The sequence below is a fragment of the Bradyrhizobium sp. UNPA324 genome, assembly GCF_006658635.1.
GTDB lineage: Bacteria > Pseudomonadota > Alphaproteobacteria > Rhizobiales > Xanthobacteraceae > Bradyrhizobium > Bradyrhizobium nanningense.
Genome location: NZ_LFJD01000004.1, coordinates 1,553,574 through 1,571,541, shown reverse-complemented (window position 1 = coordinate 1,571,541; position 17,968 = coordinate 1,553,574). Strand labels below are relative to the sequence as shown.

Below are 17,968 nucleotides of genomic sequence, written 5' to 3'. Positions count from 1 at the left end.
CCCCAAACGAAGGCTTGCATTTGCGTGTCAAAAATGACACATGAATGCGACCGAATGATCGATCGTGCGAAGAAGCCTCCCGCCAGATTTTATGTCAGCTCGACAGGTCGAAATCCTGTTCGCGAGTGGATATTGGAATTGACTCCGGAAGATCGTCGAACTGTCGGGAAGGATATTCAGAAAGTCGAATTCGGTTGGCCGATAGGACGCCCGCATTGCGCTTCGCTTGGGAGGCGGATTGTGGGAGGTCCGGAGTGATCTCGACAGCAACCGAATTGCGCGAGTGATCTTCTGTCTGGAAGGCGGCCAGATGATCCTGCTTCATGGCCTCATCAAGAAGACGCAGAAAGTGCCAAAGCAGGATCTCGACCTTGCGCTGAAGCGCAGACGGGAGGTGACGTAATGGCGAAGAGAAAAGTGCGCGTGAGCGAAGAGACGTTCGACGAGTTTCTTGCCGAGCAAGGTATCCTTGGGGCGTGTGAGGAGCGTGCCATCAAGGAACTCATTGCCGAGCAACTCACGGAAGCAATGAAGACGCAGGGAATTACGAAGACGGCGATGGCGGAACGTATGAAGACGAGTCGTCGCCAACTCGATAGACTTCTTGATCCGACGACGCCCTCCGTGACGCTTGATACCTTGCAGCGTGCGGCGAGCGCCGTGGGACGGACGCTGAAAGTCGAATTGGTATGACATTGCCTTTATCCCGAGTGACCGCGCGCGGGACATCCATTCATCCCGGTGGGCACCTCGCCGAAGAACTGCGCGAACTCGGCATCACCGCTGACACGGCGCTGCGCCTGGGTCACTGGTTCGGCACCAGCCCGCAATTCTGGATGAACCTGCCACAGCCATATGAGCTGCGGCTGGCGGAGAAGGAGGTCGGCGCGCAGCTAGCGTCGCTGCCCCGCCGCGCCAACGCCCAGTCGACACGAAAGCTTGGAAAGACCGCATGAGCCGCCGCATCAAGAGAATGAACCCAAAGCCCCGTTCGCGGGACGAGCGCGACGACTCACGTCCGCATCAGGCACGCGGCGCGAAGAAAGCCGGCCCGCGTTCGGGCGGCAAGCCCGGCGGCAAGCCGCCGCGCTTTGCCGGTGAGCGTGCCGAGCGGCGTGCCCCCGAACGCGCCGAGCGGCGGCCGCCCAAAGCTGCACAGGAACGGCCTGTGCCCGAAAAGCCCGTCGAGGCGCTGCTGCCGACCAAGGTGCAGACCGTCAAGGTGACGGCGGACGAGAACAACATGCGGGTCGACCGTTTCCTTGAAGCGCGCTTCCCCGGTCTGTCGTTCTCCCACATCCAGCGCGTCGTCCGCAAAGGCGAGCTGCGCGTCGACGGCAAGCGTGTCGACAGCAAGGACCGGTTGGAGGAGGGACAGAGCGTCCGCATCCCGCCGCTGAAGCTCGACGCGCCCAAGGTGGTCGGCGAGCTCTCGGAGGCTGCGCAGAAGACGCTCAAGGCGCTCAAGGAGATGACGATCTTTGAGGATGACGACGTCCTCGTTCTCAACAAGCCCGCCGGCCTTGCCGTGCAGGGCGGCTCGGGCATGACGCGGCATATCGACCAGATGCTGGAGGTGATGCGCGATGCCAAGGGCCAGAAGCCGCGCCTCGTGCACCGTATCGATCGCGAGACCTCGGGCTGCTTGCTGATAGCCAAGACACGCTTTGCGGCCTCGCATCTGACCGGCGCGTTCCGCTCGCGGTCGGCGCGAAAAGTCTATTGGGCGCTGGTGCCGGGCCTGCCGAAGCCGAAGCAGGGCCGCATTTCGACCTTCCTCGCGAAGGAGGAGAGCGAGGACGATACCATCATGCGCATCGCCCAGCACGGTGACGAGGGCGCGAGCCACGCGGTGACCTACTACGCAGTGGTCGAGACCGCCGGCAACAAGCTGACCTGGGTGTCGCTGAAGCCGGTGACGGGCCGCACCCACCAGCTGCGCGCCCACATGGCCCATATCGGCCATCCCATCGTTGGCGATCCCAAATATTTCAACATCGAGAATTGGCAATTGCCGGGTGGCCTGCAGAACCGGCTGCATCTGCTCGCGCGCCGCATCGTCATTCCGCATCCGCGCGGCGGCGTGATCGACGCCACCGCGCCGCTGCCGCCGCACATGCAGCAGTCGTGGAATCTGCTCGGGCTCGATGCAAGCCGGTTTGATCCGATCGAGAACGCGCCGGAGGAGTAGGGCGCTCAGCTCGCCATATACCCGGTGTCATCGCCCGCCTTGTGCGCACTTGCGCACTGGGGCGGGCGATCCGGTATTCCGGAAGCCGGCATTTGAGAGTTCGCTCTCACGATGTCCGCCGCGGCGTACTGGATGCCCCGGTCAAGCCGGGGCATGACAGCGGTGGTTGGGTTGCCAACTCCACTCCTCACTTCCGAAACTGCTCCAGAAACATCCGCAAGCTGTCATGCGGGCTCTCGACATCCGTGATCAGCCAGCCCTCCGGTCCGTTGACCAGGATGAAGTTCAGCGTCACGGCCTTGCCGCGGTTATCGAAGTTCGCGACGACATAGGTCTTGTCATATTGCCTGCGGACGACCGTGATCGCGACCGGGCCGAGCTTCCAGCTCCGGCTCTGCACCAGGAAGTCGTAGGGCTCGATTCGCGGCGCGCTCCAGGCCCTGCGCACGGGAGGATCAAAGAACTGGCGGGCGGTCGCCGCATCCCGCGGCAGTCCGTTGGACAGCTCCGGCGCGCCGTCTCCGTAATGGGCATAGACGTTGCGGACCAGCGATTCCGGGGTGCGAAAACCGGCCTCCGCCGCGGCCGGCCAGAGCCCGGCTAACAGGGCCCCAATGCCCGCAAGTTCCCTCATGCCCGCCGCTCGCTTTATCGGCCTTAAGTCTTGGCTTAAAACCCTTATCTTAGAAGCCTAGCATCCAGCGACCGGAACCCAAAACTCACATGCGCGAATTGTTCGAAGAAGCCGCGGGGCAAACCCCGCCCGATCCGCGGGAATCGGCGCGCGCGTCCGCGCGCACGCCGCTGCGCAAGCGCTTCTACAAGGAGGCCGGTGTCACTGATGCCGAGGGCGGTTTTGCCATCACGCTCGATGGCAAGCCGATCCGCACGCCGTCTGGCCGCCAGGTGGTGATCCCTGCGCGGACGCTCGCCGGTGCCGTGGCCGCGGAATGGGCGGCCCAGGGCGAGAGCATCGACCCGGTGAGCATGCCGCTGACGCGAATTGCAAATAGCGTGATCGAGGGCGTCGTCGACCGCGTTGGGCTGGTCAGCGACGACCTCGCAAGATATTTCGAGTCCGATCTGCTGTTCTATCGCGCCGGTCATCCCGAGGGGCTGGTTGCGCGCGAGGCCGCGCATTGGGACCCTGCGGTGTTCTGGGCCGCGGAGACGCTGGGGGCGCATTTCATTTTGTCCGAGGGCGTCATGCACGTGAAGCAGCCCGACGAGGCGCTGAAGGCGGCCCGCGCCGCGCTGCCCGAGGACGCCTGGTCGGTCGCCGCGCTCCACATGGTGACGACCCTGACCGGCTCGGCACTGCTGGCCTTGGCGCTGGCCCATGGCGTGCACGATGCCGGTCAGGCCTGGGCCGCCGCCCATGTCGACGAGGACTGGAACGCCGAGCAATGGGGCGTGGACGAGGAGGCTGCCGCCCGCCGGGCCACGCGCCTGCGGGATTTCGAGGCTGCCGTGACGGTGTTGGCGGCGGTCAAGGCGCCTGTGGCCAAAGGTCCTTAACGAGAGGTTTACGACGAAGGCCTTAGGGTGGGGCGTGCTCGCTCCCGTGCTCCCTTGGGCCCCCTGAGATGCCGACGCCCGTCACTTCCATCCTTCCCGTCAGTGCCGCCAGCCCCGCGGCTGGTGCGACGACGCCCGATCTCGTGCTTCAGGCCGGCAGCGTCGTGGACGCACGCGTCGTCAGCGTGATGGCCGACAATCTGGTGCGGATCGCGATCGCCAACCTCTCGATGGACGTGATGTCGGAGGTGGCGCTGACACCGGGTCAGAATCTGCAGCTCGCAGTGTCGCAGAGCGACGGCACCATCCGCCTTGCGGTCATGAGCGGCGCAGGCGAGGCAACTCCCGATCAGGTCACGCTGACGCCCCGCGCCGCCTCGCTGGTGGAAAGCCCGCCGCTCGCGCCGTCCGCGAGCGCGCCGCGCAATACGCTCACTCCGTTGGAGCAGGTCGCCGTCACCGCAGCCTCGGCCGAGGCTGCGGCAAAGCAGGGCAGCCAGGCGCCGCTGTTCGCCAATCTGGCGGCAATCGTCACCGGCAGCGATTTGCCGGCGGGCTTGAAGCAGGCGGTGCTGGACGTGCTGGCACAGCAGACGACGCTCAACAGCGCCCTCGATGGCGGCGACATCGAATTCGCCTTCCAGAAGTCAGGACTGTTCCTCGAGGCGTCGCTGGCCGCAGGCACGACGCCGTCCTCCGGTGCCGTTCCGGATTTGAAAGCTGCGCTGCTGGTGTTGCGCCAGACGCTGGCCACGATCGAGACGGTCGCGCCGCAGAGCCAGGGCGCCACGATTCCGGCCAGCACCACGGCGATGCCGCAGGTCGCCGCCGCGCCGGCTCAGCCGGCAGGTGAGGTCGCGCAGGCCGTATCGCCGTCAATCGCCCCCGAGATTGCCCAACAGCCGCAAATGCCGCGCAATGCCAATCTCGCGGCCGCGGTGCTGGCCGACATGGCGGCCGACGCGCCTCAGACGGCGACACCCAGGACCATGTCCGCTGGCCTTGCCGCGAGTCTGCTGCAGGAGGTCACGCAAAACCTGCCGCGCCTGACCGGCAATGTCCCCGGCTCCAACAAAGTCGTGCCCGATGGCCACATCCTCGAGGCAGCGGCGCGCGCGACACCGCCACCGTTCCGCGGCGCGCTGCCATCGGCGCAGTCGATCGCCTCGCCATCGCTCGCGCCGGATACGCCGCTCTCTGCGACCGTGCATCGCCTGCTTGACGAGACCGATGCCGCGATTGCGCGGCAGACCCTGCTGCAGGTCGCATCGCTCCCCGATCGCACCGACGCCAGCGGTCACCGCGTTGATCCAAGCGTGCCGCAGTGGAATTTCGAGATTCCCTTTGCAACGCCGCAAGGCACCGCGATGGCGCAGTTCGAGATCTCGCGCGACGGTGCCGGCGAATCCGCCGATTCGGCCAAGCAGGCCTGGCGCGCGCGCTTCACGCTCAATGTCGAGCCGGCAGGCCCCGTCCACGCGCTGATCACGCTGAGCGGCGACAAGACCTTCGTGCGGATGTGGGCGGAGCGGCCGGCAACGGCGCAGCAGCTCCGCGCCGGCATCGGTGAGCTCAGCCAGGCGTTGACGAGGGCCGAGCTCAAGCCCGGCGACATCCTGGTTCGGGACGGCACGCCACCTCAACCGGCGCCGGCCCGCGCCGGCCACTTCCTGGATCGCGCCACATGAGCGACCCGTCCAAGCTCGCGATCGCGCTGCATTACGAGAAGGGTTCTGGCGCGCCGGTTGTCGTCGCCAAGGGCAAGGGCACGATCGGCGAAAAGATCGTCGAGATCGCCAAGGCCCACGACATCCCGATCGAGGAAAACGAGGTCTTGGCCGGCGCGCTGTCCAAGGTCGAGCTTGGCGAGGAGATTCCGCCGGACCTCTACAAGGCCGTCGCCGAGGTCCTGGTGTTCGTGCTGCGGCTGTCGGGCCGGGGGCGGTAGGTCCTACCTGTCATCGTTTCACCATGGAGCGGCTGCATGGTCGCGCCCGCTTTCATCACTCAACGGACATCGCCCTTGCTGACCCGCCGTTCCACCCTCGGCCTTCTTGCTGCGGCCGCCACCATGCCGCAGCGCGCGCTCGCCCACGTCGCGCCGCCGCGCAACGAGATCCGCGAAAGCCTGTCAAAGCGCTTCGCCGATCTCGGCACGTCAGGCACCTTCGTCGGCTACAAGGTCGAGGACTATCTGATCGTCGCCAGTGACAAGGAGCGCTCGGGCGAGGGCAAGCTACCAGCCTCGACGTTCAAGATTCCGAACTCGCTGATCGCGCTCGAGACCGGCGTGGTCGCTGACCCCGACAAGGACGTCTTCCCGTGGGACGGCGTGAAGCGTCCCATCGAAGCCTGGAACAAGGATCACACGCTGCGCAGTGCGATCGCGGTGAGTGCGGTGCCGGTCTATCAGGAGATCGCGCGCCGCATCGGGCAGGAGCGCATGCAGAAATATGTCGACGAGTTCGACTACGGCAACCGCGACATCGGCGGCCGCATCGACCAGTTCTGGCTCACCGGAGCCTTGCGCATCGATCCGGTCGAGCAGATCGATTTCGTCGACCGGCTGCGCCGCCGCACGTTGCCGGTCAGCAAGCGCAGCCAGGATCTGGTCGCCGACATCCTGCCGGTGACCAAGGTCGGCGATAGCGTCATCCGCGCCAAGTCCGGCCTGCTCGGCGCCGAGCGCGGCGAGCCGTCGCTCGGCTGGATGGTCGGCTGGGCCGAGAAGGGCGAGGCGCACACGGTGTTCGCGCTCAACATGGATTGCAAAGAGCCGCGCCACATCAGTGAGCGCATGCCGCTGACGCAGGCGTGCCTTGCCGAGATCGGCGCGATCTAGCGCTATCGGATAAGCCTTGAAGCCGCGAGAGCCGTCGGGCTCGTCATTGCGAGGAGCCCTTGCGACGAAGCAATCCAGAAATGTGTCTGCGGAAAGACTTCTGGATTGCTTCCGCCTTCGCCAAGGCTTCGGCGGACAAGTCGCTGCGCTCGCAATGACGGAGTATGTAGCGTCGACGCCGGAGCGCAGACGCGCCTATCCCAGCTTGAACAGCACCTGCAAGAACGCCTCCACGGCCTTGCGCGACTCCGCAGCCGTCTTCGGATTGCCGCCGACATGCGGGTTGAGCTCGACGCAGGCATCCTTGTAGGTGAAGGGCGCGTTGGTATCACCGTTCATGAGCACGCCGCCGTCACCTTCCTTGATGCGGCAGTTGCGCACGGTCTGCGCGTTGGCGGACACGGCAACAGTGGTGACGCCGAGCAGGCCGCTGTCAAAGCCGTGCGCGCTGTCAGGATATTCCGTCAACGCCACGTCGCGGCCCGCGGCCTTGAGCCGCTCGACAAAGGCCTTGCAGCTCTTGACGGGATTGTAGTCGTCGGGCGCGCCGTGGAAGATGCGGATCGGGCGCGCGGCGACCTCGGCATCGCCCTGATACGTCGTCGAGCAGTCCGGATAGAACGGGATGTAGGCCGCGAACTGGATGCCGGACTTGTTCCAGAGCTTGTTGAAGCGCTCGAGGCTCGCATAGAGGGTCGCCTGTCCGCCCCGGGAAAAGCCCATCAGCACGATGCGATCAGGATCGACGCGCGGGTGTTTCGCCAGGATCTCCAGCGAGCGGTAGATGTCGACGATCAGATTGAGCCGGCCGAGCAGCGCCTGGTTTGGTCCCACCACCGTCAGCCCGCGGCCGGTGAAGCCGTCGATCACGAAGGTGGAGATGCCCATGGCGTTGAAGGCGTGCACCCAGGCCTCGGTGGTGGCGCCGACGCCGCTGGAGCCGTGCATCAGCACCACGACGGGGAGTTTGCCGGTGCCTTGCGCGACGCGGAATTCGCCCGCCACCGTCACCGCCTTGCCGGCCGCCGCATCGCCGCTGAGGAATTGCTGGTCGGTGAGGGTGAGCGAGGGGATTGGGTAGATCTCGGCACGGGTGGCGACTTCCCTCGGCAGGGATTGCGCATGGGCGAGCACAGTGGAAACGCAGAGCGCAATGAGCGCCATGGCGGCGCGAAATGCCGTCGGCATCAGATCCTCCCTTATGACTTTGAGGGAGTAGAACAACGGAGCCGCGCGCTGTCAATTTGACGCAGGCTGTCGGCTCGTCTCAGGCGGTGTCCGTCTTCTTTGCCGTCAGCGCCTGGTCGATCGCAAAGCCGCCGATCTCGCTCATCGCCTGCGAGATCACGTCACCCCTGTAGGCAAAGCCGCTGGAGAGATAATCGAACTGCGTCCGCGCCAGCCGCAGTACCTCGATCGGCACCGAGACCGCGGTCTCGTTGAAACTGTCGACGGAGGCGCGCAAGCTGTCCAGCTCGGTCGTCAGCTTGACGATATGGCTCTCGGCATTCTGCATCAGGCCGATCAGCTTGCCGCGCTCGGCATCGAAGGCGGCGCGCTCGGCTGCGGATGCCGCGGTGACCTCGGCAAGCTGCGCCCGCAGCGCCTCGCTCTGGCTGACCATGGCATCGGAGGCGAGCTCGGCGGCCTCGCGCAGCTCGGCGTTGCGCGTGCTCTCGATCTGCTGCTCGTGATAGAGCCGCTCGGCCGACATCGCCCGCCGTGCCAGCGACTCGATCAGCCTGGCCGCGCGCAGCAGCATCTCGCCGTTCCGCCCCGACACCATGCTGGCCATCCGCCGCAGGAAGTCGATGGTTTCGGACGATGCGTTCGGCGGCAGGGGGACGACCGTCGCGGACATGTGTGATGCCTAGGCCAAGGCGTGGTGACCGCCGCCGTACCGACTGGGCTCACGCAACATTCGGCGCCTGATCGCAAGCGCGAAGCAAGCCTGAATCGGCAGGCCGGGTCAACCGGGCGGAGCTGCAAATGTGCGGGCAGGATCAGGCGTCCTTCTGTCGGCCGATCCGCCCCAGATGGGTGAAGCCGAACCCCGCGGAATATTTCAGGCCGTAGCCGAGCGCCCGGTCGATGCCGATATGGGCCAGCCAGATCAGGGCGATCGAGAGGGTGAGGGGCGAGGCGAGGCCGAAGCCCAGCGTCAGGAGCGCCACCGGCGCCATGTAGCTGTGGGCGGCGTTGTAGACCAGCACGCCGAACCGGGGGCCGGAGAGATAGGCGAGGAAGCTCAGATCGGGGACGAAGAACAGCAGGGCAAAGACCAGCCAGGAGCCATCCCAGGCCCAGTACAGCACCACCATGCCGACGAACAGGGTGAGGCCTTCCAGCCGTAGCAGGATGTTGACGCCGCCCGTCACTGAGCCTGTCCCGGCTATTCCTTCGGTCATCGCTGCCTCCCAACAAAACTTTGGAATTCCTTACGCTTTCCCGCTGCTTCAGGGCAGCCCTGCGGCGCGGAAAGGCGCTTTCCGGCTTGCAAAATGCCGTGTTAGAACCCCCGGCAATCGCATTTAGGCTAAGAACTGGCGGGAGCAAATGAAACACATCCTGGACGCCCTTGAAGATCGTCGTGCCGGTGCCAAGCTCGGCGGCGGGGAGAAGCGCATCGAGGCGCAGCACGCCCGCGGCAAGCTGACCGCGCGCGAGCGCATCGAGCTGTTGCTCGACAAGGGATCGTTCGAGGAATTCGACATGTTCGTCGAGCACCGCTCCACCGAGTTCGGGATGGAGAAGACAAAGGTACCCGGCGACGGCGTCGTCACCGGCTGGGGCACCGTCAACGGCCGCAAGACATTCGTCTTCGCCAAGGATTTCACCGTGTTTGGAGGCTCGCTGTCCGAGACCCACGCGCTGAAGATCACGAAGCTCCAGGACATGGCGATGAAGGCGAGGGCGCCCATCATCGGCCTCTATGACGCGGGCGGCGCGCGCATCCAGGAAGGCGTCGCCGCGCTCGCCGGCTATTCCTACGTGTTCCGCCGCAACGTGCTCGCCTCCGGCGTGATCCCGCAGATCTCCGTCATCATGGGCCCCTGCGCCGGCGGCGACGTCTATTCGCCTGCGATGACCGACTTCATCTTCATGGTGAAGAACACCAGCTACATGTTCGTCACCGGCCCCGATGTGGTGAAGACCGTGACCAACGAGGTCGTCACGGCGGAAGAGCTCGGCGGCGCCTCGGTGCACGCCACGCGCTCCTCGATCGCCGACGGCGCCTTCGAGAACGACGTCGAGACGCTGCTGCAGATGCGACGCCTGATCGACTTCCTGCCGTCCAACAACACCGACGGCGTGCCGGAATGGCCGAGCTTCGACGACATCGGCCGGGTCGACATGTCCCTGGACACGCTGGTCCCCGACAATCCGAACAAGCCCTACGACATGAAGGAGCTGATCCTGAAGGTCGTGGACGAGGGCGACTTCTTCGAGATCGCGGAAGCCTTCGCCAAGAACATCGTCACCGGGTTTGGCCGCATCGCGGGCCGCACGGTGGGCTTCGTCGCCAATCAGCCGATGGTGCTGGCCGGCGTCCTCGACTCGGACGCCTCGCGCAAGGCGGCGCGCTTCGTCCGCTTCTGCGACGCCTTCAACATCCCGATCGTCACCTTCGTTGACGTGCCGGGCTTCCTGCCGGGCACCGCACAGGAATATGGCGGCCTGATCAAGCACGGCGCAAAGCTCTTGTTCGCCTACTCGCAGTGCACCGTGCCGCTGGTGACCATCATCACCCGCAAGGCCTATGGCGGCGCCTTCGACGTCATGGCCTCCAAGGAAATTGGCGCCGACATGAACTACGCCTGGCCGACTGCCCAGATCGCGGTGATGGGCGCCAAGGGCGCGGTCGAGATCATCTTCCGCTCCGACATCGGCGATCCCGACAAGATCGCGGCGCGCACCAAGGAATACGAAGACCGCTTCCTGTCCCCCTTCATCGCCGCCGAGCGCGGCTACATCGACGACGTCATCATGCCGCACTCGACAAGGAAGCGGATCGCAAGGGCGCTGGCGATGCTGAAGGACAAGAAGGTGGAAGCGCCGGCGAAGAAGCACGACAATTTGCCGTTGTGAGGGAAGGGAACGTCGATGGCACTTTGGCGTCGACGCTCGAGATTATGGCAGAGCGCCCGTCGATCGCGCGAGCTGATCTTGGGCGTGTTGTCCGCGGTCCTGACGATGGGCATATCGTGTTTCGCACAGGGCAGCGAGACGACCGTTACCGCTCGGGGGGCAGAAGAGACCGTTATCGAAGGCTACGCCGACGCCGACAATACGTGCGCGCCGGTCGAGCTTCCCCGGCTCCTGCTCGTGAAGACACCAGAACATGGGAGCGTCTGTTATCGTATTGAGGATTTCGAGGTGGCGGGCGACTCTGGAAGCGATCGATCTTGTGTCGGGCGCTGGGTCCGCGGCATCAGCGTTTTCTACTCGGCTCGGGCTGATTACAGCGGGCCCGATAATCTCCGATACGAAGCGATCACCGATCGAAGGCAGGACCGAGTCGCTGTTCGCTTGAAGGTCCTGCCCGGCCCTACAGACGATTCCCACGCAGCGACCAACCCTGGTGGTTCTTCGGGCGAGCAAGCTATGTCGATTGGGCCAATCCCTGCTTGCGTTGTGCCGGTGTCCTAGGCAGCTGAATTTCGTTTATCCCTCGATCTGCTCACTCAAATCCAATGACTGAAGACGATCCGGCCGACGAAATCTCCGACATCGAAGATCGGATCGAGGCTCTGGCCGAGATCGCCGAGCGCTGCCGCAAGTACATCCTGGCGTCCAAGATCGCGATCGGGGGCGGGGCGGCGCTGCTGTTGGTGACGATCCTCGGTCTGTTCGGTTTCGGTCAGACTGCCGCGCTTGGATCCATCGCCCTGGTGCTGGGCGGGATCGTGTCGCTCGGCTCGAACGTCTCGACGCTGCGGCAGACGGACGATGCCATCAGTGCTGCGGAGGCGCGCCGTGCGGCGTTGATCGGCAACATCGATCTTCGCGTCGTTGCCGATGCGCCGCGGAAGCTGGTGTGACGCGCGCGCGTCTTGGATGCGTAGGGTGGGTTAGCGTTAGCGTAACCCACCTTTTTCTTTCCGCGGCGGCAGAATTGGTGGGTTACGTCCAGCGGACTGCGCTTTGCGCAGCTGCAAGGCTAACCCACCCTACGAGGTCCCGCGCGTCTTATCCGCCGCAGCGAAATGCGCCAGCTGGTCCGCGTGCGCCTTAGCGAACGCCGGGCGGCCGGTGGCGCGCGCGACGTAGGCGCGGCAGGCGGGACTGTCCGCCAGCCCGTCGAAACCATCAACGACCCGCAGCACGTCCGACATCAGGATGTCGGCCACGGAGAAGGCGCCGGCTAGCCATTCGTGGCTGGCCAACACCGGCTCGAGATGCCTCAGCCGAAGCTTGAGGAAGTCGTCCACGAATTTCCACGCCGCCGTGTCGGTCGGATGTCCCATGAACTTCGACATTCCCCAAGGTAGGCTCGCCATCTCCACCGAGTTGAGCGCCGCGAACACCCATTCCGTCGTCTCGGCGCGGCCGCGCGGATCGGATGGCATCAGCTTATCGCTGCGCTCGCCGAGATGCAGCAGGATGGCGCCGCTCTCGAAGATCGAGAGGTCGCCGTCGGTCAGCCACGGCACCTGGCCAAAAGGCTGGTGCGCGAAATGCGCAGGCCCCCGGTCGCCGAACGGAGCGCTCGCGACGCGATAGGGCAGCGCGGCCTCTTCGAGCGCCCAGCGCACGCGAACGTCGCGCACGAAACCCCTGGGCTTCTCGGGAACCCAATCGAAGGTGGTCAGCGTGAGGTCGGCCATCGTGCATCTCCTCGTCCCGGGTCAGAGCAGAGGACGAGCGACGGGCGCGCGTTCCGACATCGGGTCCAGCTCTTTTTGTCGCCGGCGACTTGAGCGGTTAGTCTCGCGCCAAGCAACAGGAGGAAACCCGATGCCGTCAGCCTTCTTCGTCGTCCGCGCCGCCGTCTCCGATGCCGAAAAGCGCGCCGCGTTCGACAGATGGTATGAGACGGAACATCTGCCCGACGCCGTGAAGGCATTCGGTGTGAGCAAGGCGTCGCGGTTCTGGAGCCTCGACGATCCCTCGCTGGACCAGGCGATGTATCAGTTCGACGACGATGCCAAGCTCATGGCGATGCTGAAGGGTGACGCGCTGCAAGAGCTCGTCGCCGATTTCAACCGCGACTGGCCGGAGGTAAAGCGCTCGCGCGAGACGATGGTGCTGACGCAGGAGTTTTCGACGTAGAGCACATCGAACCGTCGCTTCGCAGCGAATCTGAACACCTGATTCAGCCTTGGTTCATGTCGTGGCCGCGACACTTCCTCTGGCATCACGGGCACGATGATTGAAGAGGAAGAGCCATGGAGCGCCGGAACTTTTTGAAACTTGCATTGGGACTGACGGCGGGCGCCGCCGCCTTCGCCGCGACCGCGCAGGCCGCGCCGCTGTCACCGCAGCCGCTCGGTGATCCCGCTCGCATGCCGCAAGGCAATCCCGACGCTCATCCGGCCGTCACCAGCAGCGAGGAAGCCGCCAAGCTGACGCCCGAGCAGGTGCACTGGCATGGCTATCACCGCCACTGGGGCTGGCGACGCCGTCATTGGCGCCGGCATTACCGGCGCTGGCACCGCCGCCATTACTGGTAAGCTCGCCGCAGCGAGTGAATTGGACGGGGATCGCAGCCGGCGGTCCCCGTTTCGATTCCGAGGTGCTCCAATTTTTCGTGGCGGACGAATAGCCGCCAGCGCCCCCGAAACGAAAATGGCCGCGCAGGCTAATCCCGCGCAGCCATCTTGCGATGCGAAGAGATCAGAACGGGCGGCAGCGGCCGGCGTACCAGTGGAAGCCATAGGGGCACACGCGCGCACGGGGCACGACGACAACCGGCGGAGCCACCACCACGGGGCCGGGGCGCACCACGACCGCGCCGCGCATCGGGCGGCAATTGCCATAGCGACCGCGATAGAAACCGGGGCCGCAGCCCTCAGCGGCGCTGGCCGCCTCGCTGAAACCGACGACCGCGCTGGCAAGCATGGCAGCGGCGAACAGGTATTTCATTTGATCTTCCTTCTTGTCCTTGGGGCAAATCTTTGGGGGGGCGGCGCTCGCGGCGCACAATGAATCAAAAAACGCGATTCGACATGTCAAATCTTGCAACACATCGGCACGGCGCGTTCCCAACCTGCCAATCATGACCTGAATGCGGTATGAACGTTCCCCGCATGCGGCCTGGCACGACAGAAGCTGGCGCTGGCGGCCGGAAACATCCAGCACCGGCTCCACATTGGGCCGTTACATATGGGGCAATTTCTGTGCGGCCATCCTTCGAGACGCCCGCCGTTGGCGGGCCCTCAGGATGAGGACCGGGTGTGCTGCGGTGATTTCAACGATCACCGATGCTACTTAGTCTCATCCTGAGGAGACCGCGAAGCGGTCGTCTCGAAGGACGAGGCGCGCGCCCAGGTCGTGCAAAATGCCGTATGGATGGCCTGCAGCTCCCATGCCGCTGCGAGCGCGCGGTCAGTCCTTTCCGTTGCCGAACAGCGCGGCAAACTGCTTCTCGCCGGTGCGGGTGAAGTTCACGACGCGGCTGCCGGGGGTGGCGTCGCGTGCCGCCCATTTCAACTCGGCGAAGCGCTGCATCATGGCGGCGCCCAGCGTGCCGGCGAGGTGATGCCGCCGCTCGCTCCAGTCGAGGCAGGCCTTGCAGACCGGGCGGCGCGGATGGGCGAGCATGTCGGGCGAGATCTGCAGATGTTTGGCGAGAAAGCGCTCGCCCTCGGCCGTCAGCTCGATATCCTGCTTCTTCTGCCTGACCAGATTCCGCTCGCGCAAGGAATCGAGCATCTGCACGCCGAGATCGCCGGCGAGATGGTCGTAGCAGATCCGCGCGCGCCGCAACGCCGGATCCTTTGGTCCGGTGCGCACCCGCATATGGCCGGTGCGCGCCGCAAGACCGGCGAGGCCTTCGAGCACGCCGGCGACGTCGTCGTCGGTGAGGCGATAATAGCGGTAGCGGCCCTGCTTCTCCGGCTCGACCAGGCCGCCGGCCTCGAGCTTTGCCAGATGTGAGCTCGCAGTCTGTGGCGTGATGCCGGCCTCCTGCGCCAGCTCGCTCGCGGTCAGCGCGCGGCCGTTCATCAGCGCGGTGAGCATGTTGGCGCGGGCGGGGTCGCCGACCAGCGAAGCGACCATGGCGATGTCGGGTCCTGATTTCATGCTTCGATGTTAGCCGAAGCATCGTGGTCGGGCAAGGCTGTAGCGTGCTTCTGCAAACACGTCATTGCGAGCGACGCGAAGCGATCCAGATGCTTCAGCGGCGACGGTGTTGCTTGCGCCTTTCGCAGGAAAATTGGGAGTCCACCATGTCCGTCACCGTCTTCATCCGCTACCAGCTCGATCCCTTCAAGCGCGCGCAGTTCGAGGAATATTCGAGACGCTGGCTCACCATCATCCCCAAGTGCGGTGGTGATCTGATCGGCTATTTCATGCCGCACGAGGGCACCAACAACATTGCGTTTGCGCTGATCTCCTTCGAGAGTCTCGCCGCCTATGAAGCCTATCGCGCCCGGCTGCGGCAGGATGCCGAAGGCATGGCCAATTTCCATTTCGCCGAGGACCACAAATTCATCCTCGCCGAAGAGCGCACCTTCCTGCGCCAAGTGGCCTTATAAGTGGTCTCTTAAGTGGTATTGTAGGCCAAATAGCAGCAGGAGATGCCCATGATCGCCGTGATCTTCGAGGTCTGGCCCAAGCCGGAACACCGCCAGGATTATTTCGACCTCGCAGCCGACCTGAAGCCGATCCTGCAAACCATCGACGGCTTCATCTCGGTCGAGCGCTTCGAGAGCCTGACCGAGAAGGGCAAGATCCTGTCGGTGTCGTTCTGGCGGGACGAGGCGGCCGTTGCGGCCTGGCGCAACACGATGGAGCACCGCCGCACCCAGGCCAAGGGCCGCGCAAAGATCTTCGCCGATTATCATCTGCGCATCGCCAGTGTCGTCAGGGACTACAGCATGAATGATCGCGAGCAGGCGCCGAAGGACAGCCGGGCGGTGCACGACGCGCACTAGCGCTGCCCGGCGCGCTCTGGTGCTGCCCGGCGCGCTCTGGCGCTGCCGTGTGAGCGCGCCTATCTGTGCGCGGCCAACAAGGGAGAAGAAACATGCACGTCACGACGGCGGACAAGCGCGCCACCTTCAAGCAGATGCACGAGAGCGGGTGCTTCATCCTGCCCAATCCGGTCGACGTCGGCAGCGCCAAGGCATTGCAGCATCTCGGTTTCAAGGCGATCGCCTCGTCGAGCGCGGGCTTTGCCTGGACCATCGGCAAGGCCGACAATCACGTCACGGTCGAGGACGTCTGTCAGCATCTGGCAGCATTGAGCTCGGCCGTCGACATCCCCGTCAACGCCGATTTCGAGGGCGGCTTTGCGGTCGAGCCGGACAGGGTCGCAGACAATGTCGAGCGCTGCGTGCGCACCGGCGTTGCCGGCCTGTCGATCGAGGATTCCACCGGCGACAAGGACAATCCGATCTACGAGCGCGCGCTCGCGGTCGAGCGCATCAAGGCATCGCGCAAGGCGATCGGCGACAGCGGCACGTTGCTGGTCGGCCGCTGCGAAGCCTATTTGTGGGGCGTGACCGATCTCAAGCTGGTTATCGACCGGCTCACCGCTTATGCCGACGCCGGCGCGGACTGCCTTTATGCGCCGGGCCTGAAGTCCCGCGAGGACATCAGCGCCGTGGTGAAGGCGGTCGCACCAAAGCCGTTCAACCTGTTGATCGGTGCGCCCGGCCTGTCGTTGCAGGAAGCCGCCGACCTCGGCGTACGCCGGATCAGCGTCGGCGGCTCGCTTGCCCGCGCCGCCTGGGGCGGCTTCATGCGCGCGGCGAAAGAGATGGCGGAGAAGGGCACTTTCACCGAGCTCGGCAACTCTTATCCCGGCGGCGAGCTCAACAAGATGTTCAGCTGAGCGAACGACAACTCAGGAAACGAAGAGCGGCGAGACATGAGTCCGCCGCTCTCTCATCCTCTCCGTGTCGTGCCCCGCGCAGGCGGGCCATCCAGTACGCCGCGGCCTTTCGATTCAATCACGACTGTCTCGGAGTACTGGGTCGCCCGGTCAGGCCGGGCGATGACAGTTGTGCGTGAAGCGAAGACGGTCGCCTGTTACTTCGCGCCGTCGGACGGCGCCTGGGTATCCGGGGCCGGCTTGCTCGGCGCCGCGCCCGTGGTTACGCCCGGTCCGGTGTTGGTGCGTGGCGTCACGTCACGCATGCCGGGAGGCGCGGCCGGATTGGTGGGCTGCGTCTGTGCGGTCTGCGAGGTCGGTGGGTTGCTGGCCTGATTGGTCGTGCTGGTATTGTTCAGGCCGTAGAACACGGCACCCAGCACCAGTGCAATCGCAACGGCGAACAGCGCAATCTTGCCGCTGGAAGCGGGGCCTTCGCCAAGCTCGGGATCGGCCTGAAGGTCGGCATCCCGGCGCGCCGCGCGAAGGTACTCATCGTCGGCGAGGTTCGGGCGGTACGGATCGTTGGGAAAACGGTCGTCAGCCATCGATTGGGTCTCCTCGGTTATGACGCCCGGACAACCCGTGGATGCGAGATTCTGTTCCGCGCTCCCTAATGCTTTCGTCGCATGTTGCCCTTGTGGCGGGAATCGGGAACCTGTTCGGACGCGAACCCCAGCGTAGGTTCCATCGTCAAGCGGAGGGAACAAAGCGAATGTGGAACCTGCCGCCGAGCGATACGGTGCTGCATGTGCTGTCGTTGGTCGCCTTGGCCGCGCAGGGTATGACGGCCGCGCTGGCTGCGGGGCGGCGCAGCATGGACTGGTTAGGGGTCTGCTTCCTCGGCTGCATCACGGCGCTCGGCGGCGGCACGTTGCGCGATCTCTTCCTTGGGCACTATCCGCTGGTCTGGGTTGCCAACCCGATCTATCTCGCGCTGGCCGGCGGTGCCGCCTTCCTCACCATCCTGTTCGCGCGTCTCGTGCACCGGCTGAAAGTCGCCTTCATCGTGCTCGATGCCATCGGGCTCGTCGTCTTCACCATGGCGGGCTGCGACGTCGCCTGGCAGATGGGCGCCTCGCTGCCGATCGTCATCGTCTCGGGCATGGTGACTGGCTGCGCCGGCGGCGTGTTGCGCGACGTGCTCTGCAACGACGTGCCGCTGCTATTCCGCTCCGAGCTTTACGCCAGCGTCTCGGTGGTGACGGGCCTGTTCTACGCCACCGCATTCAGCCTCAAGCTCAACGCCGAGCTCTCGACCGTCTTGACCTTCGCACTCGGCATCAGCTTCCGCCTGCTGGCGGTGCGCTACAAATGGGAGATGCCGAAATTCGTGTTCACGGGGGATGAGGAGCGGTAGGGCTCTTCCTCGTCA

Annotated in this window: 25 protein-coding genes; 16 read left to right on the top strand and 9 right to left on the bottom strand. The window is 65.0% G+C overall.

The window, feature by feature from the left end; all coding sequences use genetic code 11:
• Nucleotides 1-94: 94 nt before the first annotated feature.
• Nucleotides 95-325, bottom strand: coding sequence for a hypothetical protein (locus UNPA324_RS36075; RefSeq protein WP_347338756.1), 231 nt, complete (start codon nt 323-325; stop codon nt 95-97).
• On the opposite strand from UNPA324_RS36075, the gene UNPA324_RS36070 reads away from it, so the two are divergent.
• Genes UNPA324_RS36070 through UNPA324_RS07675 form a run of 4 tightly spaced genes read left to right on the top strand, consistent with a single transcriptional unit; the run spans nt 284 to nt 2,191 of the window.
• Nucleotides 284-403, top strand: coding sequence for a type II toxin-antitoxin system RelE/ParE family toxin (locus UNPA324_RS36070; RefSeq protein WP_347338752.1), 120 nt, complete (start codon nt 284-286; stop codon nt 401-403). The genes UNPA324_RS36075 and UNPA324_RS36070 overlap by 42 nt on opposite strands.
• On the top strand, nt 403-693 hold the full coding sequence (locus tag UNPA324_RS07685; protein ID WP_128919630.1) for a helix-turn-helix domain-containing protein: 291 nt from the start codon (nt 403-405) through the stop codon (nt 691-693). Before UNPA324_RS36070 ends, UNPA324_RS07685 begins: the two co-directional genes overlap by 1 nt.
• Complete coding sequence (locus UNPA324_RS07680) at nt 690-956, top strand: helix-turn-helix transcriptional regulator (RefSeq protein WP_141934285.1); 267 nt, start codon at nt 690-692, stop codon at nt 954-956. Before UNPA324_RS07685 ends, UNPA324_RS07680 begins: the two co-directional genes overlap by 4 nt.
• Nucleotides 953-2,191, top strand: coding sequence for an RluA family pseudouridine synthase (locus UNPA324_RS07675; RefSeq protein WP_141934283.1), 1,239 nt, complete (start codon nt 953-955; stop codon nt 2,189-2,191). Before UNPA324_RS07680 ends, UNPA324_RS07675 begins: the two co-directional genes overlap by 4 nt.
• A gap of 187 nt (nt 2,192-2,378) precedes the next feature.
• Here the strand turns inward: UNPA324_RS07675 and UNPA324_RS07670 are convergent, their stop codons facing one another.
• On the bottom strand, nt 2,379-2,825 hold the full coding sequence (locus tag UNPA324_RS07670; protein WP_141934281.1) for a hypothetical protein: 447 nt from the start codon (nt 2,823-2,825) through the stop codon (nt 2,379-2,381).
• An 89-nt stretch (nt 2,826-2,914) separates the two neighbouring features.
• Here UNPA324_RS07670 and UNPA324_RS07665 point away from each other — a divergent pair, with 89 nt between their 5' ends.
• The 4 genes from UNPA324_RS07665 to blaOXA all read left to right on the top strand — a co-directional run bounded on the left by UNPA324_RS07665 (nt 2,915) and on the right by blaOXA (nt 6,551).
• On the top strand, nt 2,915-3,709 hold the full coding sequence (locus UNPA324_RS07665; protein ID WP_141934279.1) for an ATP12 family chaperone protein: 795 nt from the start codon (nt 2,915-2,917) through the stop codon (nt 3,707-3,709).
• Between the two features lie 68 nt (nt 3,710-3,777).
• Nucleotides 3,778-5,397: a flagellar hook-length control protein FliK gene (gene fliK, locus UNPA324_RS07660; RefSeq protein ID WP_181769326.1), complete on the top strand. Its 1,620-nt coding sequence runs from the start codon at nt 3,778-3,780 to the stop codon at nt 5,395-5,397.
• Entirely contained in the window at nt 5,394-5,657 is a 264-nt protein-coding gene (locus tag UNPA324_RS07655) for an EscU/YscU/HrcU family type III secretion system export apparatus switch protein (RefSeq protein ID WP_063195078.1), read from the top strand. The genes fliK and UNPA324_RS07655 overlap by 4 nt, the downstream gene beginning before the upstream one ends.
• A 36-nt stretch (nt 5,658-5,693) precedes the next feature.
• Nucleotides 5,694-6,551, top strand: coding sequence for a class D beta-lactamase (gene blaOXA / locus UNPA324_RS07650; protein ID WP_502705449.1), 858 nt, complete (start codon nt 5,694-5,696; stop codon nt 6,549-6,551).
• Nucleotides 6,552-6,746: 195 nt separating this feature from the next.
• Here the strand turns inward: blaOXA and UNPA324_RS07645 are convergent, their stop codons facing one another.
• The 3 genes from UNPA324_RS07645 to UNPA324_RS07635 all read right to left on the bottom strand — a co-directional run bounded on the left by UNPA324_RS07645 (nt 6,747) and on the right by UNPA324_RS07635 (nt 8,959).
• Complete coding sequence (locus UNPA324_RS07645) at nt 6,747-7,739, bottom strand: dienelactone hydrolase family protein (protein WP_141934277.1); 993 nt, start codon at nt 7,737-7,739, stop codon at nt 6,747-6,749.
• Nucleotides 7,740-7,818: 79 nt separating this feature from the next.
• Nucleotides 7,819-8,412, bottom strand: a complete 594-nt coding sequence (locus UNPA324_RS07640) for a hypothetical protein (RefSeq protein WP_141934275.1) — start codon at nt 8,410-8,412, stop codon at nt 7,819-7,821.
• A 142-nt stretch (nt 8,413-8,554) separates the two neighbouring features.
• Nucleotides 8,555-8,959 (bottom strand): DUF4260 domain-containing protein, encoded by a 405-nt coding sequence (locus tag UNPA324_RS07635; RefSeq protein WP_141934272.1) that lies wholly within the window; start codon nt 8,957-8,959, stop codon nt 8,555-8,557.
• A 148-nt stretch (nt 8,960-9,107) separates the two neighbouring features.
• On the opposite strand from UNPA324_RS07635, the gene UNPA324_RS07630 reads away from it, so the two are divergent.
• Together UNPA324_RS07630 and UNPA324_RS07625 are read left to right on the top strand one after the other, a co-directional pair.
• Nucleotides 9,108-10,640 carry an acyl-CoA carboxylase subunit beta gene (locus tag UNPA324_RS07630; RefSeq protein ID WP_128919639.1) on the top strand — a complete coding sequence of 511 codons (1,533 nt, stop codon included), beginning with the start codon at nt 9,108-9,110 and terminating at the stop codon, nt 10,638-10,640.
• 605 nt (nt 10,641-11,245) lie between these two features.
• Entirely contained in the window at nt 11,246-11,593 is a 348-nt protein-coding gene (locus tag UNPA324_RS07625; protein WP_141934269.1) for a hypothetical protein, read from the top strand.
• Nucleotides 11,594-11,722: 129 nt separating this feature from the next.
• On the opposite strand, the gene UNPA324_RS07620 is transcribed toward UNPA324_RS07625, so the two are convergent.
• A complete protein-coding gene (locus tag UNPA324_RS07620; protein ID WP_141934267.1) occupies nt 11,723-12,379 on the bottom strand; it encodes a glutathione S-transferase family protein in 657 nt (218 codons plus the stop codon).
• A 130-nt stretch (nt 12,380-12,509) separates the two neighbouring features.
• On the opposite strand from UNPA324_RS07620, the gene UNPA324_RS07615 reads away from it, so the two are divergent.
• Nucleotides 12,510-12,824 (top strand): hypothetical protein, encoded by a 315-nt coding sequence (locus UNPA324_RS07615; RefSeq protein ID WP_141934264.1) that lies wholly within the window; start codon nt 12,510-12,512, stop codon nt 12,822-12,824.
• Between the two features lie 116 nt (nt 12,825-12,940).
• Nucleotides 12,941-13,225 (top strand): twin-arginine translocation signal domain-containing protein, encoded by a 285-nt coding sequence (locus UNPA324_RS07610; protein WP_141934262.1) that lies wholly within the window; start codon nt 12,941-12,943, stop codon nt 13,223-13,225.
• Nucleotides 13,226-13,388: 163 nt separating this feature from the next.
• On the opposite strand, the gene UNPA324_RS07605 is transcribed toward UNPA324_RS07610, so the two are convergent.
• Both UNPA324_RS07605 and UNPA324_RS07600 read right to left on the bottom strand, forming a co-directional pair.
• Nucleotides 13,389-13,637, bottom strand: coding sequence for a GCG_CRPN prefix-to-repeats domain-containing protein (locus tag UNPA324_RS07605; protein ID WP_128919642.1), 249 nt, complete (start codon nt 13,635-13,637; stop codon nt 13,389-13,391).
• A gap of 462 nt (nt 13,638-14,099) precedes the next feature.
• Nucleotides 14,100-14,798: a winged helix-turn-helix domain-containing protein gene (locus UNPA324_RS07600; RefSeq protein ID WP_141934260.1), complete on the bottom strand. Its 699-nt coding sequence runs from the start codon at nt 14,796-14,798 to the stop codon at nt 14,100-14,102.
• Between the two features lie 146 nt (nt 14,799-14,944).
• Between UNPA324_RS07600 and UNPA324_RS07595 the strand changes: the two genes are divergently transcribed.
• The 3 genes from UNPA324_RS07595 to UNPA324_RS07585 all read left to right on the top strand — a co-directional run bounded on the left by UNPA324_RS07595 (nt 14,945) and on the right by UNPA324_RS07585 (nt 16,554).
• Nucleotides 14,945-15,253, top strand: coding sequence for an NIPSNAP family protein (locus tag UNPA324_RS07595; protein ID WP_141934259.1), 309 nt, complete (start codon nt 14,945-14,947; stop codon nt 15,251-15,253).
• Between the two features lie 48 nt (nt 15,254-15,301).
• Complete coding sequence (locus UNPA324_RS07590) at nt 15,302-15,652, top strand: antibiotic biosynthesis monooxygenase family protein (protein ID WP_128919645.1); 351 nt, start codon at nt 15,302-15,304, stop codon at nt 15,650-15,652.
• A gap of 92 nt (nt 15,653-15,744) precedes the next feature.
• On the top strand, nt 15,745-16,554 hold the full coding sequence (locus UNPA324_RS07585; RefSeq protein WP_128919646.1) for an isocitrate lyase/PEP mutase family protein: 810 nt from the start codon (nt 15,745-15,747) through the stop codon (nt 16,552-16,554).
• A gap of 197 nt (nt 16,555-16,751) precedes the next feature.
• On the opposite strand, the gene UNPA324_RS07580 is transcribed toward UNPA324_RS07585, so the two are convergent.
• A complete protein-coding gene (locus UNPA324_RS07580) occupies nt 16,752-17,141 on the bottom strand; it encodes a hypothetical protein (protein ID WP_128919647.1) in 390 nt (129 codons plus the stop codon).
• Nucleotides 17,142-17,308: 167 nt separating this feature from the next.
• Here UNPA324_RS07580 and UNPA324_RS07575 point away from each other — a divergent pair, with 167 nt between their 5' ends.
• On the top strand, nt 17,309-17,953 hold the full coding sequence (locus UNPA324_RS07575; protein WP_128919648.1) for a trimeric intracellular cation channel family protein: 645 nt from the start codon (nt 17,309-17,311) through the stop codon (nt 17,951-17,953).
• The last annotated feature ends 15 nt before the right edge of the window (nt 17,954-17,968 follow it).

Excerpts from the sequence above, each read along its gene's own strand:
- UNPA324_RS07580 (WP_128919647.1), bottom strand. The coding sequence starts at position 17,141 with ATGGCTGACGACCGTTTTCCCAACGATCCGTACCGCCCGAACCTCGCC.
- UNPA324_RS07645 (WP_141934277.1), bottom strand. The coding sequence starts at position 7,739 with ATGCCGACGGCATTTCGCGCCGCCATGGCGCTCATTGCGCTCTGCGTT.
- UNPA324_RS07685 (WP_128919630.1), top strand. The coding sequence starts at position 403 with ATGGCGAAGAGAAAAGTGCGCGTGAGCGAAGAGACGTTCGACGAGTTT.
- fliK (WP_181769326.1), top strand. The coding sequence starts at position 3,778 with ATGCCGACGCCCGTCACTTCCATCCTTCCCGTCAGTGCCGCCAGCCCC.
- UNPA324_RS07575 (WP_128919648.1), top strand. The coding sequence starts at position 17,309 with ATGTGGAACCTGCCGCCGAGCGATACGGTGCTGCATGTGCTGTCGTTG.
- UNPA324_RS07590 (WP_128919645.1), top strand. The coding sequence starts at position 15,302 with ATGATCGCCGTGATCTTCGAGGTCTGGCCCAAGCCGGAACACCGCCAG.
- UNPA324_RS07585 (WP_128919646.1), top strand. The coding sequence starts at position 15,745 with ATGCACGTCACGACGGCGGACAAGCGCGCCACCTTCAAGCAGATGCAC.
- UNPA324_RS07595 (WP_141934259.1), top strand. The coding sequence starts at position 14,945 with ATGTCCGTCACCGTCTTCATCCGCTACCAGCTCGATCCCTTCAAGCGC.
- UNPA324_RS07620 (WP_141934267.1), bottom strand. The coding sequence starts at position 12,379 with ATGGCCGACCTCACGCTGACCACCTTCGATTGGGTTCCCGAGAAGCCC.
- blaOXA (WP_502705449.1), top strand. The coding sequence starts at position 5,694 with ATGGTCGCGCCCGCTTTCATCACTCAACGGACATCGCCCTTGCTGACC.
- UNPA324_RS07605 (WP_128919642.1), bottom strand. The coding sequence starts at position 13,637 with ATGAAATACCTGTTCGCCGCTGCCATGCTTGCCAGCGCGGTCGTCGGT.
- UNPA324_RS36075 (WP_347338756.1), bottom strand. The coding sequence starts at position 325 with ATGAAGCAGGATCATCTGGCCGCCTTCCAGACAGAAGATCACTCGCGC.
- UNPA324_RS07630 (WP_128919639.1), top strand. The coding sequence starts at position 9,108 with ATGAAACACATCCTGGACGCCCTTGAAGATCGTCGTGCCGGTGCCAAG.
- UNPA324_RS07635 (WP_141934272.1), bottom strand. The coding sequence starts at position 8,959 with ATGACCGAAGGAATAGCCGGGACAGGCTCAGTGACGGGCGGCGTCAAC.
- UNPA324_RS07600 (WP_141934260.1), bottom strand. The coding sequence starts at position 14,798 with ATGAAATCAGGACCCGACATCGCCATGGTCGCTTCGCTGGTCGGCGAC.
- UNPA324_RS07625 (WP_141934269.1), top strand. The coding sequence starts at position 11,246 with ATGACTGAAGACGATCCGGCCGACGAAATCTCCGACATCGAAGATCGG.
- UNPA324_RS07670 (WP_141934281.1), bottom strand. The coding sequence starts at position 2,825 with ATGAGGGAACTTGCGGGCATTGGGGCCCTGTTAGCCGGGCTCTGGCCG.
- UNPA324_RS07675 (WP_141934283.1), top strand. The coding sequence starts at position 953 with ATGAGCCGCCGCATCAAGAGAATGAACCCAAAGCCCCGTTCGCGGGAC.
- UNPA324_RS07655 (WP_063195078.1), top strand. The coding sequence starts at position 5,394 with ATGAGCGACCCGTCCAAGCTCGCGATCGCGCTGCATTACGAGAAGGGT.
- UNPA324_RS07680 (WP_141934285.1), top strand. The coding sequence starts at position 690 with ATGACATTGCCTTTATCCCGAGTGACCGCGCGCGGGACATCCATTCAT.
- UNPA324_RS07615 (WP_141934264.1), top strand. The coding sequence starts at position 12,510 with ATGCCGTCAGCCTTCTTCGTCGTCCGCGCCGCCGTCTCCGATGCCGAA.
- UNPA324_RS07610 (WP_141934262.1), top strand. The coding sequence starts at position 12,941 with ATGGAGCGCCGGAACTTTTTGAAACTTGCATTGGGACTGACGGCGGGC.
- UNPA324_RS07665 (WP_141934279.1), top strand. The coding sequence starts at position 2,915 with ATGCGCGAATTGTTCGAAGAAGCCGCGGGGCAAACCCCGCCCGATCCG.
- UNPA324_RS07640 (WP_141934275.1), bottom strand. The coding sequence starts at position 8,412 with ATGTCCGCGACGGTCGTCCCCCTGCCGCCGAACGCATCGTCCGAAACC.